We start from the raw sequence: 16,698 nt of genomic DNA on the forward strand, positions 1-16,698 counted from the left end.
AAAAAGATAGATATCAAATTTCATATTTAAATGAATGTCATTAACCTCATAATGAATATTCTATGAATATAAAAAACATTTGTTATTAAGTGATATATACAGTTAATATATTCTTTAAATAAAAGTATCCCCCTTCTAAAAGAGGTTTATATGTTGGAGATAGTAATCATCTGATAATCACTCTCAATTTTTACTATTGAGTTGATTATCAATGTCGCAATTTTTCTGTGGTCATGTTTCTGATCATCTCTATTTGCACGTTTGATTATTATCAAGGCTCCAACATGAATCTTTCAAAGTTCGAACAACGAACTCTCCATGTCCTTGCCAAAGGCGGACATATTAAATACCAACGTAATACATCAGGCACAGTCTATTTTGTTGAATGCTATACACGAGAAGGTTTCGTGCTATCTGATTGTTCCTTAGATGTATTTAAAAAGCTAAAAGCAAAACGTTTAATCAAGTCTAAAAATAGCCAACCTTATCAAATTACATTGTTAGGACTCCAGACTGTCCGCCCTCAACTAGACAACCGTTGATATAAGTTGCTATTTATGAAGAGAAAGAAAAATATGAACATTAAAATTCGAGATGAACAACCCGAAGATATTAAAAATATCGAAGAGTTAACCAAAGCAGCATTCTTGAATGCAGAACATTCTAGCCACACCGAACAATTTATTGTGAATAGCCTTCGGAAACATAAGCAACTCACGATTTCTTTGGTCGCCACAGAAAACGACTTAATTGTAGGTCATGTGGCTATTTCACCAATTACAATCACGTCAGGTGAAACCGGCTGGTATGGTCTAGGCCCTATTTCTGTATATCCAAATAAACAGGGAATTGGCATTGGTTCTCTTTTAATGAATGTAGCACTTCAAAAGTTGAAAGAATTAGGTGGAAAAGGTTGCGTTCTATTAGGTGATCCAAATTATTACAGTCGATTTGGTTTTAAATCTTACCCAGATTTAAATTTACCTGATGTCTCAAATGAATACTTTCAAGCTATAAGTTTCAGCAAACATATTCCCTCAGGAGAAGTTACTTATCATGAAGCATTTATGGCAACTGAATAAATAAGTTCACTTCCAACACATAATAAAAAGCCTCTATAAATAGAGGCTTTTTATTAACTTAATACTTAATTATTTATGAACCCAAGGAACGGCTGGTGAACCAATCCAAGCAGATTTAGCCGGAATGTTTTCACCTTTCATGACCAATGTTAATGGCCCTAACACGGCATGATTGCTTACGTTGGCGTTATACAAAATGATACTGCGTGTATTTACCACAACATCGTTACCAATATTCACTTGCCCGATTTTCATAATACGGTCTTCAAACAAGTGAGTTTGTGGGCCAGAGAAGCTATTAAACTCAGCACGGTCACCGATGCTTACACAGTCAAACTCTGTAATATCAGCCGTATCCATATAGACATCTTTACCAATGCGAACACCTAAAATACGCAAGAAGAATGGCAGCATTGGCGTTCCTCTCAAGTAGTTTAAGAAGTTAGGAATCGCAACTGACTCATATAAGCTCGTGATCCCTTCACTTAACCATACAAACATGGTCCACATTGGAGCTGAACGTGGTTGATAACGACCAATCAAAATCCACTTTAACAATGCAACAATAACGAAGCAGCCGACACCATAGAGCAAACCAGCAAGCGTTAAAGCCAACAAACCAGTTGGAATGTTGTATTTGTTAATAACATCAATAATCTCAAGCACAATCATATAACCCACACCAATCGCAAGAGCGGCAGGTAATACAACACGAAGGCCTTCAATAAAACCACGCATTAAACGGCGCTTGATACTTGGCAAGAATGTTAAATGATCTGGATATTTCTCAGCAGCTTCACGTGCAGGTAACAACAATGGTGGAGAACCAAACCAAGTTTGACCATCATACATTTCACGGTTATCTGGTGATTTAGATTGCACGCCAATTAAGACATTGTCTGGTAACACGGTACCATCAGCAATATAAGCACTGTTTCCGACAAAACTACGGTTACCAATTTTGGTCGATTTTAATGTCATCCAGCCGCCTTTGATTTCTTCATCACCTAGCATTACAGCATCGGCAATAAAGCTTTCTTCACCCAAAGTCAGCATTTCTGGAATAACACCGTTTGCGGTTGAAATTTCGGTATTTTTACCTACTTTTGCACCGAGCATACGGAACCATGTTGGCGCATAAATGGTCGCAAACAAGCCATGTAAAGTTTGTAAGCTTGTTTCCAAGATTTGAGACGCAAACCATTTACGATAATACGTGCCGCCATGAACCGCATAGGTTCCAGTTTCAAGACGAGGCAATGCAATTTTACGAATGACTGAAGAAATAACAGCAGTAATCATCATCATCATTGCACTAGCTGGAATCGCTAAAATGAAATAGTAAAGTGCGATTTGCAAATGGTCGTTGGTACTAATATTAAAGACGTTTGCATCTAACCAGTCGACCAAAAGGAAGCTTGGGAAAATTGGAATAAAGAACAGACATGCAATAATTAATGCGCTAATTCCATAATATGCATATTCAGCAATTTTACGAATAAACGATAATTTTGGACGCTCTGGCAATTTAGCGTGTTCGTCCACATGCCCAATTTTCTTCGCAGGTGTACCATCCCAAATTTCTCCGGCTGGTACCACTGTGTCATATTCAATTGAGGTTAAGGCATTTACGTGAGCTTGTTTTTCTAACACTGTATTTTCTTCTAATACAGCATAAGAACCCACATAACTATCTTCTTTCAAGTGAATTGAGCCTAATACCAAGTGGCCATGTTCGACTTTGGCATTTTCCAAGTTTACTTGAGAACCAATGCTCACCCCATCTTCAACAGTAAGTAAAGATGGCATACGAATATGTACTGAACTAATCGTTACGTCATGGCCGATTTTCGCACCAAGCGCTTTCAAATATAAGTTAAGTAAAGTTGAACCTGACAAAAGATAGACTGGTGAAATATTGCTAATACGGTCTGCTAACCACCAACGGAAATAAGTTAATCCCCATAATGGATATTGCCCTGCACCAACGCCCGTCATTAATAATCGTTTTACCGTAATTGAAACCACAAAACTGGCAATAATTACGCTGATATAAACCAATAAAGACATCGCGATTGCATTTGGAATACTATCTCGTGTTCCACCAGTAAAATAATGATAGGTAAAGAATGGCGCTAACCACTGCAAGATATTAATCGAGATTAAAACCGGAATAGTAACGAACTGAGCAATACCACATAACCACTTATAAGTTTGGTTACGAGGGTTATCTTGTCCAATCTGGCTATCAAACACAGTCGGCGTTGGTTGCTCTAGCATGAGTGCAGCAATTGCCCCAACCCTTCTCGCTTGATATAAGTTTTGAATAGTTAAGTGGCTATATTCCGGATGTTCACGTAGGTTCGAAATTAAAACCGCCGCTAGAAGTGAATGTCCACCTAGGTCATCAAAGAAATCTGAGTCGAGTTTAATCGGCATATTTGGAAACAAGCGATTTAAAATACCAAATAAAACTTCTTCGGCCGGGTTCTGTGGTTGGTCAGATTCACTACGATCAATCACACTGGTGAGTGGTCGTGCTTTTAAAGCCTTACGGTCAATTTTTCCTGACAATAAACGCGGAACTTCTTCAATAATCTCAAAACGGTTGGGCACCATATAAGGTGGTAATCGTTGGCTGAGATTATGGCGAATCTCTTTAATTTCGATTGCTTTCTTTGCATCAATTTCTGGTGCAATAAACGCAATGAGCTGGTCAATACCGTCTTCAGGACGAAGAATAACTGCCGCAGTACCAATACCTTCAATATCGCAAAGCGCAGCTTCGATCTCACCGAGTTCAACACGGAAACCACGAATTTTTACCTGATCGTCGGCACGTCCCAAGCAATGTACTTGTCCAAATTCATCAATTTTAGCCAAGTCACCAGTACGATAGAGCGATTGTTCATCTGGACCTTCTGCCCAAGGGTTTTGAATAAACTTATCAGCCGTTAAATCAGGTCTGCCTAAATATCCTTCTGCCACACTTGGTCCGAAAATACAGAGCTCACCTGTTTCACCTTGGGGTAGTAATTCTCTTTCAGCGTTTATGACCAACATGCCATAGTTTGGTAAAGGCTTACCAATGGTAACAAGTTTGCCACGCTCCAATGCCTCAAGACTTGCCGTAACCGTAGTCTCAGTTGGACCATACGTATTAAACATTTTGTGATGAGGCAATGCCCAACGGTCAACCAGTGAATCCGGGCACATTTCTCCACCTAAGTTAATAATTCTTAAGTTAGGTACATCTTCTGGGAATAAAGCAAGTAATGTCGGTACAGCATGTAATACGGTAATGTTTTCTTGCTTTAATGTTTGGCATAAACGTTCAGGGTCACTCACAAGTGACTTAGGTGCAATCCACAATGTTGCACCAACCAAGTAAGAAAGCCAGATCTCTTCAAACGACATATCAAAAGCAACAGAAAAGCCTTGATAGACTTTATCTTGCTCTTCAATACCCAAAACATTATTTTCACTACGTAAAAAGTGGCAAATATTTCTTTGGGTAATCACGATCCCTTTCGGCTTACCTGTTGAACCAGATGTATAAATAATATACGCAGGTTGTTCTGGGGTCGTTTTAGCTAAAGGAATATTTTCACTGAGCGGCTTTTGCAATTCAGTATTGGTCCACTTTGTTTGTGGTACTTCATCTAAATGTGCATACCATTCATCTGTAGTAATCATTCCTACAGCTTCGGCATCTTCAAGACAAACTGCTATACGGTCAGCCGGCGTATCCATATCAAATGGAAGCCATGCTGCACCACTTAAACAAATTGCCAACTGAGCTTTTAAAAGCTCAATACCACGAGGCAACCATAACCCAACAATATGACCTGGTTTTACCCCTCTTATCGTCAAATGCTGAGCCATGATTAAAGCTTGCTGATATAACTCACCATAACTCAACGTTTTATCTGCTTCAATTAAAGCCGTCTTATCAGGAAGAGTTTGTGCAGTATGGACAAAAATATCGGCCAAGACTTCATGCTGCAAAAATTCCGGATGATACTTTCCACGAATAATATTATTCGTGTTTGTTACAAACTGGTTCATTTTTATACTCTCTTTAATTTTCTGATTTGGCTCAAATGAAGTCATGTTTGTTTTTGTGACCCATTAAAGAAATCAAGATATGTCATAAATTAAATAATTGAACTTAAATCAAGATTAAAGTTTTAGTTTTAAAGTCTATTTAATAATATATAAATTCCGATTGTTTAGGCTCATTTTTTCTAAAAAAATTAAGCTCTTAGCTACAATATTTTAATTTCACCACACTCATCAGGATGAAAAACGTACAAAAACAGCCAAGTAAAAACCTATAATTCACAAGATTTATATAACTCTAATTTTAATAAAACTAATAAATGCTATCCGATATACAAATTCTCCATATTTTAAACTTAATTGATTCATTGTGAACATTTAAAAAGTCCTAAAATGGAAAATTCTATTTAAATTTTTAGAGGGTATTTAGTTATTAACAATATATTAAAGTCATTATGAGTCATTTCTATTTATCTTATATTTTTATCTGTATTTTTCTAAAAAACCTTTGCGATTGCTTAACTCAAGCTTACATATGTTTAATATCGTTTAGTTATGAAGGAGTTCTCCCTATTTTGCGCTGCAAGTATTGTTTGTTTATATAGAATCTCAAACATATGAAGAATGAGAGCTGCTGTTACGTTTAAGCAGGTCGAAGTCCCTTCATTTATAATACATTGAAAATAGACTTAAGAACTTAAATAGTAGGGATCATATGAGTCAACACATAATAAACCCAGAAGACATTCCCCTAGCATTTCAAGCCGCTTGGAATAATCATGATATGAAGGCCTTTGCAGCGCTTTTTCATCAAGATGCGACTTTTGTTAATCGTTTCGGTCATTACGTTAAAGGCATTAATGAAATTATTGCTCTTCACCAGCCTATTCATGACACCATCTATAGCGATTCAACACTAGAGAATGAGCTCATAGACGTCACCTCTTTAACTAATGATATCTGTATTTCACATTTTTGGAGTCGTCTAACCGCAGGCTTAGCTCATCCTCAGGGTCCCCATCAAATTGATACCCTTCTTCTCACCGTCCTTGTTAAGCAAAATAACTCTTGGTGTATTCAGGCGCTAGAAAATGTGACTTTAACTAACCCACGCACAGGAGAGATCATACTTAGAAATTTATGAAACAGAGCAATATAATTTTTTAAGTAATTTATAGACATAAAAAAAAGCCCTTGTCATTAACAAGGGCTTTTAAGAATTTTGGCGGAAGCGGTGTTAGTCAAATTAAACAACCAAACCACTGATAAACATACAAAAAATAATTTAATTTTAGTTTTTTACTGTTATTTTTACTACAATAAAATTTCAACCAATCATTTGTTTATATTTCATTCACCTGACACTATTCTTGCTTAGTAAGCTAATGATTGTAAATTACAAATCATCTTAAACTACCCATTCTAAGACAGTTCATGTAATTTTACCTCAATTAAGAGTTCATTCGAGAATATATTCAATTAGAAGATTTTATATTCCCCGCCCCACGTAGTGGTGAAATGCTTTCCGACATGCCATTGACTACACTAATCAAGCGTATGCATGAACAAGAACTAAAAAATGGCTTAGGCTATATTGATCCAAAACAGAATCGTATAATTACCACACATGGCTTTCGGTCTACTTTTCGTGACTGGTCTGCGGAAAAAACTAATTATGCGCGTGAAGTCTGTGAACATGTATTAGCGCACAAACTACCAGATAAAGTTGAAGCTTCTTACTTGCGTGGAGATTATCTAGATAAACGTAAAGAATTAATGGCAGATTGGGCAGAGCACTGCTCTACGCTTACAGAGTGATGTAACACATAAACCTTGTATTTCGCCTAACCAAATAATAATCTTACCCTTTATATTTATCATAGAGCCAACATGTCAATACAAACTATAAGCAGTACCATAACAAGGTTAAATAAGGAGTTAGCAGATATTACTCATCGAATGAGCTTAGAGCAGAAAAAGGGAGCTGATATAATTTCTAAAATTTTACAAATTCAAAATTCTATCGGGAAGACAACTAGCCCCTCTACATTAAAAACAAAGTTATCAGAAATTAGTAGGAAAGAACAAGAAAACGCTCGTATACAATCAAAACTTTCAGACTTACAAAAGAAAAAGATTGATATTGATAATAAGCTGCTGAAAGAAAAGCAGAACCTTATAAAAGAAGAAATACTGGAAAGAAAAAAATTAGAGGTCCTGACTAAAAAACAGCAGAAAGACGAAATTGAACATCAAAAGAAGCTGAAACGTGAAATTGATGCTATTAAAGCTTCTACCCAATATATTACTGATGTTTCAATATCATCTTACAACAATACAATACCTGAGACGGAACCAGAATATGATTTGTTTATTTCACACGCTTCAGAAGATAAAGAAGATTTTGTCAGACCGCTTGCAGAGACATTACAGCAACTTGGAGTAAACGTTTGGTACGATGAATTCACGTTAAAAGTTGGGGACAGTTTACGTCAAAAAATTGATAGTGGTCTCCGAAACTCTAAATACGGTACCGTTGTTCTTTCAACTGACTTTATTAAGAAAGACTGGACCAACTATGAACTTGATGGCTTAGTAGCTCGAGAAATGAATGGCCATAAAATGATTTTACCGATTTGGCACAAAATTACTAAAAATGACGTTTTAGATTATAGTCCGAATTTAGCCGATAAAGTCGCCTTAAATACTTCTGTAAATAGTATTGAGGAAATTGCCCATCAATTAGCTGATGTTATCTTAAATCGATAAGCGCCTTCTAAAAATTAAAATTTTGACTGAGATTTACAAATAACCTAATTCTCAGTCAACTTTTGAACACCCTACAATTTAGACACTTTACAATCAATAATTTAATTATAACTAAAACAATTTTTTTTGTGATGAGTAATACTGAATTCACAAATATTGATGTATATTGAAACAATAAAACCAAATAATTTATATAAAATCAAAAACTTAAAAAATTCTTCTTTAGCCATTTCCGCCCTTTAATATTTCTTTTGATATAAGAAATCGATTCTTCATATTTGTATCCAAGCCAAATTAATGTTATATATTTAACAAATAAGTTGAGTATACAACATGAAAATATCTTTACTCATATCCTCTTTGCCTACACAGAACACATCTACACGTATGAGAGTATGGCGTTCTCTTAAAGCAAGTGGAGCCGCAATCCTTAGAGATGGTGTGTATTTACTTCCCATTTCTCATAGCGAGAAATTTGATCCTATTGCAAGTGACGTTATTTCAGAGCAAGGCTCTGCGTATGTATTCCATGCGGAGCAGCCTTTAAACCTTGAATTAGCTCCTTTCTTCAGTCGAAAAGAAGAATACGATGTCCTCTATAAACAACTCTCTGAGTTAAGAGATCGTCAATCTAAAGATGAAAAGAAAGAGCTGCTCAAGCAAATCCGTAAATTAAGAAAAAGTATCGATGCACTCGTAGAAATTGACTATTACCCCGATGAGACTCAAGCACAGGTACTAAATGAACTTTCTGCTTTAGAGCTTTCAATAGCTCGACTTGGTGAAGTGAATGAGCCTCAAGCAATACAAGCACATATTCAACTTCTAGATAAAAATAGTTATCAAAACAAAATATGGGCAACTCGTAAGAGACCTTGGATTGATCGTCTAGCCTCTGCATGGCTAATCAAGACTTTTATTGATTCAACTCCTACATTTATTTGGTTAGAAACACCAAGTGAATGTCCAGAAGAAGCTTTAGGATTCGATTTTGATGGTGCAGCTTTCAGTCATATCAATCACTGGGTTACCTTCGAAGTTCTTTTACATAGTTTTAATTTAGAAACACCTGCTTTGAAAAAAATTGCAGAGATTGTCCACTATCTTGATATTGGCGGGATTGAGCCACCCGAAGCTTCAGGCATAGAAACCGTCTTTGCAGGAATACATGAAAACATTACAGATGATGACCAATTATTAGTCGCATCAAATGCAATCTTTAATGGCCTATTGTCTAGCTTTAATAAAAATAGCTCTGTACTGAATGATTAAACGCATCAAATACTTTTTAAATTTCAAAAATTTAGGTGAAATAGCAATGAATACAAATGAAGATTCCACTGCTTTAGCTGAAAGCATTCCCCCACATGAACTTCATGGTGTTTCATTTCGTGAAGCTTTTTGGGTATGGCTTAAAGTAGCTGCGCTTAGCTTTGGTGGACCTGCGGGGCAAATCGCAGTAATGCATAAAATTTTAGTTGAAGAGAAACAATGGATTAGTGAAACGCGTTTTTTACATGCCTTAAATTACTGTACACTTGTTCCTGGTCCTGAAGCACATAAGTTGGCTGTATACATAGGTTGGTTATTACACCGAACACGTGGCGGACTCGTTGCGGGTACTCTCTTTATTTTACCGGGTCTACTTGCATTAGGAATACTAAGCTGGATTTATGCAAGTTATGGTCAGATTAGTATTGTTCAAGCATTATTCTTTGGATTAAAAGCAGCCGTACTTGCAGTAGTTCTTGAAGCTGTCATGCGTGTAGGTCGTCGAGCCTTAAAAAACAAGGTGATGGTCATTGTCGCTATCTTGTCATTTATCGGCATCTTTATCTTTGCTTTGCCTTTTCCATTTATTATTTTAGTTGCTGCGCTTATCGGTTACATCGGAAATAAAAGTGGAAGTAAAGCATTTAACGCCTCCTCATCTCATTCTGACGCTAATAGCTCTAATGCTTCATTAGCAGCTATTGATGCTGCTTTTGCTAAGCAGATCCCAGAGCATGTACAACCTTCCCATACAAGAGCTCTAAAAATTACTCTCATTGGTTTGGTCTTATGGCTCGGCCCACTTATAGCTTTTATTACTTTAATGGGCAAAGATAATGTTTATACGCATATCGCTCTATTCTTCAGCAAAATGTCCGTACTTACGTTTGGTGGTGCTTATGCAATTTTATCTTATGTTGCACAGCAAGCCGTCGAAAACTTCCATTGGCTTAAACCTAGTGAAATGCTGATCGGACTTGGTATGGCTGAAACCACCCCTGGCCCCCTGATTAGTGTAGTTCAGTTTGTAGGCTTTATGGCAGCGTATCGAGACCCAGGATCATTGAATCCTGCCTTGGCTGGTACTCTTGGAGGTATATTAGCGAAATGGGTAACATTTGTACCCTCTTTTCTATTCATTTTTATTGGTGCTCCATATATTGAAGCATTAAGAAATAATAAGGCTTTAAATGCCATACTTTCGACAATTACAGCAGCTGTTGTTGGAGTGATCCTTAATCTATCAGTGTGGTTTGCATTACATACATTATTTGCTGAAGTTAATGTAATTCATAAATATGGAATGGTTTTACAAGTTCCAGTTTTATCCAGCATTAACCCATGGTCACTAATGTTATCAATCATAGCTATGCTTGCTTTATTCCGTTTCAAACTTGGAATGATGACTACTTTAGCTGGTTGCTGCGCTATAGGAATTATTCTTCACTTTTTCGGGATAAGCGGCTAATCACTTATAACTATATAAAAATGTTTTAGTTGGACTTATTTGTCCAACTAAAACAGAGGTGGTCCCACATGTTTGAACAACTAAAAGCTTATTTATAAGTGATACTCTGCTCTAGTTAAGCTACCTTATTTTGTTGTGGTAGCTGGTCATAGTAAAACTCATCTGGAGTCATTTTGTCCAGACTCGAATGAGGTCGTTTCAAATTATAAAATTCAAAATATGCGTTTAATTGCTTCTTCGCATCCAAAACATTGCTGTAGGCTTTGAGATACACCTCTTCATATTTAACGCTCCGCCATAATCGTTCAACCATCACATTATCAACCCATCGACCTTTACCATCCATACTGATTTGAATGCCATTTGATTTCAATACATCAATAAATGCATCACTGGTAAACTGACTGCCTTGGTCTGTATTAAATATTTCAGGTCGACCATATTTTTCAATAGCTTCATTTAATGTTTCTATGCAAAATGTAACCTCCATACTAATCGATACTCTATGCGCAAGTACCTTGCGGCTATGCCAATCAATCACAGCACATAAATAAACAAAGCCTTTTGCCATAGGGATATACGTTATATCCGTAGACCACACTTGATTACTGCGCTGAATAGCCAATCCTTTGAGCAGATATGGATATTTGCGGTGAGCTTGATTAGCCTGGCTTAAATTTGGTTTGCAATATAACGCATTAATGCCCATTTTCTTCATTAAAGTACGTGTATGACGTCGTCCTATATGATGTCCTTGACGATTCAACAAATCACGCATCATACGGCTACCTGCAAAAGGGTATTGCATATGTAACTCATCCATACAGCGCATCAGCTTCAGATCTGATGCACTCACAGGTTTTGGGCGATAGTAATAACAACCACGGGAGACTTTCAGCAGCTGAGCTTGCTTAGATACTGAAATCTGAAGTGAGTCATCGATTAACTTTTGTGGTTGAAGCGGCCCAGTTTCTTCAACACACCTTCTAAAAAATCAATTTCTAATGCCTGCTCACCGATTTTTGCATGTAGTTTTTTTAGATCGATGGGTGGTTCTGTTGGAGCTTTTGATTGATCGAAAGCTTGCGAGGAAGCTGAAATCAGTTGATTTTTCCAGTCGATAATTTGGTTTTGATGAACATCAAATTCAGCACTCAATTCAGCAAGTGTTTTTTCTGCTTTAATCGCAGCAAGTGCTACCTTAGCTTTAAAATCATTTGAATGATTTCTTCTTGGTCTACGTGCCATAAAATACTCCATATATTGATGTTTATAACATCATTTGGGGAGCAAAATATCACTTATAAGTGTTGTTCAAATTTCCTGATCCACCTCTAAAATATAAGCTTGGCAAAACAAATATTGAGCTCTTAAACTATCGGATATTGATATGATCATCATGACCTATATATTTACTCAATATAATCATCAAATAGTGCAATCAAGTTAACCTAATATAAAAGCTTATTTTCAATAAAAAACACATCATAATACCCCCTTGCCTTTTAACCACAAAAATATTGAAGTTATTATTTAGAAGCAATTAATAGAAAAATAAACAAATCTTTTTTAAACAAGCTACTAATAAAAATATCTCCATCGAAAATAAAGTATAAAAATTCAAAAACCATTTAATAAAGTATCAATAGAGTTAAAATACATATAGCTTACTTTTAATTTTAAAGAGGAATACAAGAAATAATTTCTTGTATTCCTGTTATAAGATTGGGAGAACCAAGTTGATAATTTCACCCATTTCTTTGGATCTATTAATTTAAGTTTCGACTTTACTTATTTGAGCTTAGCCATTTGGTCGAGTCACAATCGGGAAAATTGAATCTGGACGTTTAAACATTGCAAAGAATTTTCCAATTTTCAGTGGATTACCTTTGACTTTACTGTCTTTAGAAAGCAGGACTTTTACCCCTTCTATTTGACCTGTAATCATTTTTAGATATAAGGGCTTGGTTAAGGTTAATGTAGGGCAATCCAATGCCAAATCTTTACTTTCATCATAACGCTTAAACTGCATGACTGAGTTTTCAACCCATAATGAAAAATGCTCTTTGGTATCCGACAAAACCAGATTGATACACTGGTTTTCATTTTTTAAATTTTCCACATCTAAATTTGTCGCCATAGCTTCAAGAAATCTTTCAGTTGGTGTATGAATCAATAAATCACTCGGATCAGAAGTATTTTGTAGGGGTACATTATTTTGTAGCTCTTGAGCGCCCACCAAAAAGAAATTACGCCAAGTTGAAGCCTCAGCAGCATAGCCCAATTGACGATAAGTATTCGCCAATAAGTCTTTTGCTTGTTGGTTTTGAGGGTTATTCAACACAATATGTTTTAAAATCTCGGCAGCCCATCTATAGTCAGCTTGAGCGTAGGCATCCCGCGCATTTTTCAATGCATTGTTCTCCCCACCTGCTAACTCAATATATTTTTTTGCAACAGCTTTAGGGGGTAATGGATCTAAATTGGAAGGATGGGCATCGAACCATCCCATATAATATTGGTATACTGCTTTTACATTATGTTTTAGGGTTCCATAATAGCCATGAGCATATAGTTTTTGATCAAGTGCCGCTGGAAGCTTAATTTTTTCGGCAATTTCAGCGCCATTAAAACCAGAGTTCATATATCTCACCGTCTGATCATGCGTGAACTTATAAACATCTCGCTGGGTTTTAATAAAATCTTGAATATTGTCATTGCCCCAGACAGGCCAATGATGCTGTGCAATCAATACATCGGATGCTTTGGCATGCTGCATTGCTTGGTCTAGATAGCCCACCCATTTTAAGGCATCACGGACTTTAGCACCCCGAAGGGTATAAAGATTATGCATGGTATGAGATAGAATTTCTGCGCCGTTATAAAGTTTCAATGATGGGATAGAGAACGTTAATTCTGCTGGTGCTTCTGAACCCGGCACGTTATAAAACACAAAATCCAAGCCATCAACCGTCATTTTCTGTTCTGGTTGAGTGATCAGTTGTGTAGGCTCAAGGATGCCCATTTTTCCCACAGCAACAGCCTTACCTAAACCTGTATCCACCAATCCTTCCGCATTTTTAGGTAGAAAAGTTCCATACATATAAGTCGCACGACGTATCATGGCTGAACCTGCCATCACATTTTCACTGGTCGCTTCTTCCATAAAGCCTTTTGGCGCAATAATTGGAGTTTTTCTAGCGTTAATTTCTTCGCTAGAAAGAACGCCTAATGCACCACCAAAATGATCGATATGGCTATGGGTAAAGATAATGGCTGAAATTTTTTGCTCACCTAAATGCTGTCTAGCAAATTTAAGTGCTGCTTCAGCCGTTTCTTTAGAGGTTAATGTATCCACAATAATCCAGCCAGTATCACCCTGAATGATGGTCATATTTGCCAAATCAAAACCACGAATTTGCCAAACTCGATCTGTTACTTTAAATAGCCCAACATTGTTGTTTAATTTTGCTTGTCGCCATAGAGTGGGATTAACGGTATTTGGTGCTTGATCTTGTAAAAAACTAAATGCATCAAAATCCCAGATAACATTGCCTTTCTCACTTTTAATTTGACCTGTTGGCTTGGCAATAAAGCCCTTTTGAGCCTGATTAAACTCAGTCATATCCTCTAAGTTATACTTCGCCTTATATGTATTATTTGATTCAATGACCGCTTTTTCTACTACAGTATTTGCTGCAAAAACAGAAAATGGCAGAATAAGCATCAATGAAACTGTTAAAAACTTAATTTTCATCTTCTTTCCTTTTTTTAAATAAGAGGTGGTCCCACATGTTTGAACAACTAAAAGCTTATTTATAAGTGATACTCTGCTCTAGTTAAGCTACCTTATTTTGTTGTGGTAGCTGGTCATAGTAAAACTCATCTGGAGTCATTTTGTCCAGACTCGAATGAGGTCGTTTCAAATTATAAAATTCAAAATATGCGTTTAATTGCTTCTTCGCATCCAAAACATTGCTGTAGGCTTTGAGATACACCTCTTCATATTTAACGCTCCGCCATAATCGTTCAACCATCACATTATCAACCCATCGACCTTTACCATCCATGCTGATTTGGATGTCATTTGATTTCAATACATCAATAAATGCATCACTGGTAAACTGACTGCCTTGGTCTGTATTAAATATTTCAGGTCGACCATATTTTTCAATAGCTTCATTTAATGTTTCTATGCAAAATGTAACCTCCATACTAATCGATACTCTATGCGCAAGTACCTTGCGGCTATGCCAATCAATCACAGCACATAAATAAACAAAGCCTTTTGCCATAGGGATATACGTTATATCCGTAGACCACACTTGATTACTGCGCTGAATAGCCAATCCTTTGAGCAGATATGGATATTTGCGGTGAGCTTGATTAGCCTGGCTTAAATTTGGTTTGCAATATAACGCATTAATGCCCATTTTCTTCATTAAAGTACGTGTATGACGTCGTCCTATATGATGTCCTTGACGATTCAACAAATCACGCATCATACGGCTACCTGCAAAAGGGTATTGCATATGTAACTCATCCATACACCGCATCAGCTTCAGATCTGATGCACTCACAGGTTTTGGGCGATAGTAATAACAACCACGGGAGACTTTCAGCAGCTGAGCTTGCTTAGATACTGAAATCTGAAGTGAGTCATCGATTAACTTTTGTGGTTGAAGCGGCCCAGTTTCTTCAACACACCTTCTAAAAAATCAATTTCTAATGCCTGCTCACCGATTTTTGCATGTAGTTTTTTTAGATCGATGGGTGGTTCTGTTGGAGCTTTTGATTGATCGAAAGCTTGCGAGGAAGCTGAAATCAGTTGATTTTTCCAGTCGATAATTTGGTTTTGATGAACATCAAATTCAGCACTCAATTCAGCAAGTGTTTTTTCTGCTTTAATCGCAGCAAGTGCTACCTTAGCTTTAAAATCATTTGAATGATTTCTTCTTGGTCTACGTGCCATAAAATACTCCATATATTGATGTTTATAACATCATTTGGGGAGCAAAATATCACTTATAAGTGTTGTTCAAATTTCCTGATCCACCTCTAACCATTCAATAATTCAAATAAAATGTATTTCAACACTTGCATGCACAATTTCTTCATGGATAGAGAGTGCCTGTTTCACTACATCTGGTGTTAAATCTACACCTGTACTCTCTAAAGCCAAGATGCAAGAAAACTTGCCTCTACCAACTTTCCAAACATGTAAATCAGTAATATTAACTTGAGGAAATTCCTCTATAACCTCTTTGATTTCATCAACCACAGGGTGAGACATTTCTGCATCGAGTAGTGTCTTTCCTGTCTCATTTAATAATCCCCATGACCATTTAGCGACAAGAATAGCTCCAACTACACCTAATAGTGCATCTAAGAAACTCCAACCAAAATATTTCCCCGCAAACAATGCAACAATTGCCAATACAGAAGTAACCGCATCAGCTACTACATGCAGAAACGCCGCCTTTTGATTTAAGTCATGATGATCGTGGTGGTGGTCGTGTTCATGGTGATGATCATGCTCGTGGTGATGGTGGTGGCCTCCGTCATGTAATAACCATGCACAAACCAAGTTTACCAATAAACCAACAATTGCAATTGGTATTGCCTCATTGTAATGAATATTCACGGGATTCATTAATCGATCGATAGATTGAATACCCATTAAAAGTGCTACAACCATAAGTAAAATAGCACTACTGTACCCTGCTAGAATCTCAATTTTCCAAGTACCAAAACTAAATCGCTGATCATGAGCATAATGTCGGGCCATTCGATATGCGAAATAAGCTAAGCCGAGAGCAACCATATGTGAACTCATATGCCAGCCATCTGCGAGTAAGGCCATCGAATTAAAAATCCATCCCCCCAATATCTCTAGTACCATCATGATTGCTGTAAGAATTGTCGCAATCAGTATTTTCTTTTGTGCTAAAGGATTTCCTTCATCGAATTGATGAGAATGACGACGATCTAAGTTACTATGAAGTTGCATAAATTTTATCTTTCCAAGATACTCCCCCCAGTATA

10 protein-coding genes and 2 pseudogenes are annotated in these 16,698 nt (G+C 36.7%); 7 read left to right on the plus strand and 5 right to left on the minus strand.

What is annotated here, in order from left to right:
• The first annotated feature begins 284 nt into the window (after positions 1 to 284).
• Both CSB87_RS05100 and CSB87_RS05105 read left to right on the plus strand, forming a co-directional pair.
• A complete protein-coding gene (locus tag CSB87_RS05100; RefSeq protein ID WP_004885596.1) occupies positions 285 to 542 on the plus strand; it encodes a YjhX family toxin in 258 nt (85 codons plus the stop codon).
• A 33-nt stretch (positions 543 to 575) separates the two neighbouring features.
• Complete coding sequence (locus CSB87_RS05105; protein WP_031953163.1) at positions 576 to 1,082, plus strand: GNAT family N-acetyltransferase; 507 nt, start codon at positions 576 to 578, stop codon at positions 1,080 to 1,082.
• 69 nt (positions 1,083 to 1,151) lie between these two features.
• On the opposite strand, the gene posA is transcribed toward CSB87_RS05105, so the two are convergent.
• Positions 1,152 to 5,150: a delta-poly-L-ornithine synthetase PosA gene (posA, locus tag CSB87_RS05110; protein ID WP_031953165.1), complete on the minus strand. Its 3,999-nt coding sequence runs from the start codon at positions 5,148 to 5,150 to the stop codon at positions 1,152 to 1,154.
• A 618-nt stretch (positions 5,151 to 5,768) separates the two neighbouring features.
• Here posA and CSB87_RS05115 point away from each other — a divergent pair.
• The 5 genes and pseudogenes from CSB87_RS05115 to chrA all read left to right on the plus strand — a co-directional run bounded on the left by CSB87_RS05115 (position 5,769) and on the right by chrA (position 10,653).
• Positions 5,769 to 6,288 (plus strand): annotated as a pseudogene (locus CSB87_RS05115) (SgcJ/EcaC family oxidoreductase).
• 317 nt (positions 6,289 to 6,605) lie between these two features.
• Positions 6,606 to 6,962, plus strand: a pseudogene (locus tag CSB87_RS05120) (tyrosine-type recombinase/integrase); the annotation flags it as partial.
• Positions 6,963 to 7,034: 72 nt separating this feature from the next.
• Entirely contained in the window at positions 7,035 to 7,913 is an 879-nt protein-coding gene (locus tag CSB87_RS05125; protein ID WP_000027438.1) for a TIR domain-containing protein, read from the plus strand.
• 333 nt (positions 7,914 to 8,246) lie between these two features.
• Positions 8,247 to 9,185, plus strand: coding sequence for a chromate resistance protein ChrB domain-containing protein (locus CSB87_RS05130; protein WP_002065076.1), 939 nt, complete (start codon positions 8,247 to 8,249; stop codon positions 9,183 to 9,185).
• A gap of 46 nt (positions 9,186 to 9,231) precedes the next feature.
• Positions 9,232 to 10,653 (plus strand): chromate efflux transporter, encoded by a 1,422-nt coding sequence (chrA, locus tag CSB87_RS05135; RefSeq protein ID WP_002040866.1) that lies wholly within the window; start codon positions 9,232 to 9,234, stop codon positions 10,651 to 10,653.
• Between the two features lie 115 nt (positions 10,654 to 10,768).
• Here the strand turns inward: chrA and CSB87_RS05140 are convergent.
• The 4 genes from CSB87_RS05140 to dmeF form a co-directional block, all read right to left on the minus strand.
• A protein-coding gene (locus CSB87_RS05140) for an IS3 family transposase (RefSeq protein WP_223235881.1) occupies positions 10,769 to 11,901 on the minus strand; the annotation gives its coding sequence in 2 pieces (ribosomal slippage) (positions 10,769 to 11,649 and positions 11,649 to 11,901; 1,134 coding nt in all).
• A 553-nt stretch (positions 11,902 to 12,454) separates the two neighbouring features.
• Positions 12,455 to 14,410, minus strand: coding sequence for an alkyl/aryl-sulfatase (locus CSB87_RS05145; protein ID WP_000693745.1), 1,956 nt, complete (start codon positions 14,408 to 14,410; stop codon positions 12,455 to 12,457).
• Positions 14,411 to 14,492: 82 nt separating this feature from the next.
• Positions 14,493 to 15,637 (minus strand): IS3 family transposase gene (locus CSB87_RS05150; protein WP_085944219.1). Its coding sequence is split into 2 segments (ribosomal slippage): positions 14,493 to 15,373 and positions 15,373 to 15,637, totalling 1,146 coding nucleotides; the frame shifts between segments, so codons are not numbered across the junction.
• Between the two features lie 90 nt (positions 15,638 to 15,727).
• Entirely contained in the window at positions 15,728 to 16,663 is a 936-nt protein-coding gene (gene dmeF / locus CSB87_RS05155; RefSeq protein WP_001175951.1) for a CDF family Co(II)/Ni(II) efflux transporter DmeF, read from the minus strand.
• Between the last annotated feature and the right edge of the window lie 35 nt (positions 16,664 to 16,698).

The sequence above is a fragment of the Acinetobacter sp. AR_0276 genome, assembly GCF_003000705.1.
Classification (GTDB): domain Bacteria; phylum Pseudomonadota; class Gammaproteobacteria; order Pseudomonadales; family Moraxellaceae; genus Acinetobacter; species Acinetobacter nosocomialis.

What these genes read in the sequence shown, in the direction of transcription:
- CSB87_RS05125 (WP_000027438.1), top strand. Translation starts at nt 7,035, where the DNA reads ATGTCAATACAAACTATAAGCAGTACCATAACAAGGTTAAATAAGGAG.
- CSB87_RS05145 (WP_000693745.1), bottom strand. Translation starts at nt 14,410, where the DNA reads ATGAAAATTAAGTTTTTAACAGTTTCATTGATGCTTATTCTGCCATTT.
- CSB87_RS05100 (WP_004885596.1), top strand. Translation starts at nt 285, where the DNA reads ATGAATCTTTCAAAGTTCGAACAACGAACTCTCCATGTCCTTGCCAAA.
- posA (WP_031953165.1), bottom strand. Translation starts at nt 5,150, where the DNA reads ATGAACCAGTTTGTAACAAACACGAATAATATTATTCGTGGAAAGTAT.
- CSB87_RS05105 (WP_031953163.1), top strand. Translation starts at nt 576, where the DNA reads ATGAACATTAAAATTCGAGATGAACAACCCGAAGATATTAAAAATATC.
- CSB87_RS05130 (WP_002065076.1), top strand. Translation starts at nt 8,247, where the DNA reads ATGAAAATATCTTTACTCATATCCTCTTTGCCTACACAGAACACATCT.
- dmeF (WP_001175951.1), bottom strand. Translation starts at nt 16,663, where the DNA reads ATGCAACTTCATAGTAACTTAGATCGTCGTCATTCTCATCAATTCGAT.
- chrA (WP_002040866.1), top strand. Translation starts at nt 9,232, where the DNA reads ATGAATACAAATGAAGATTCCACTGCTTTAGCTGAAAGCATTCCCCCA.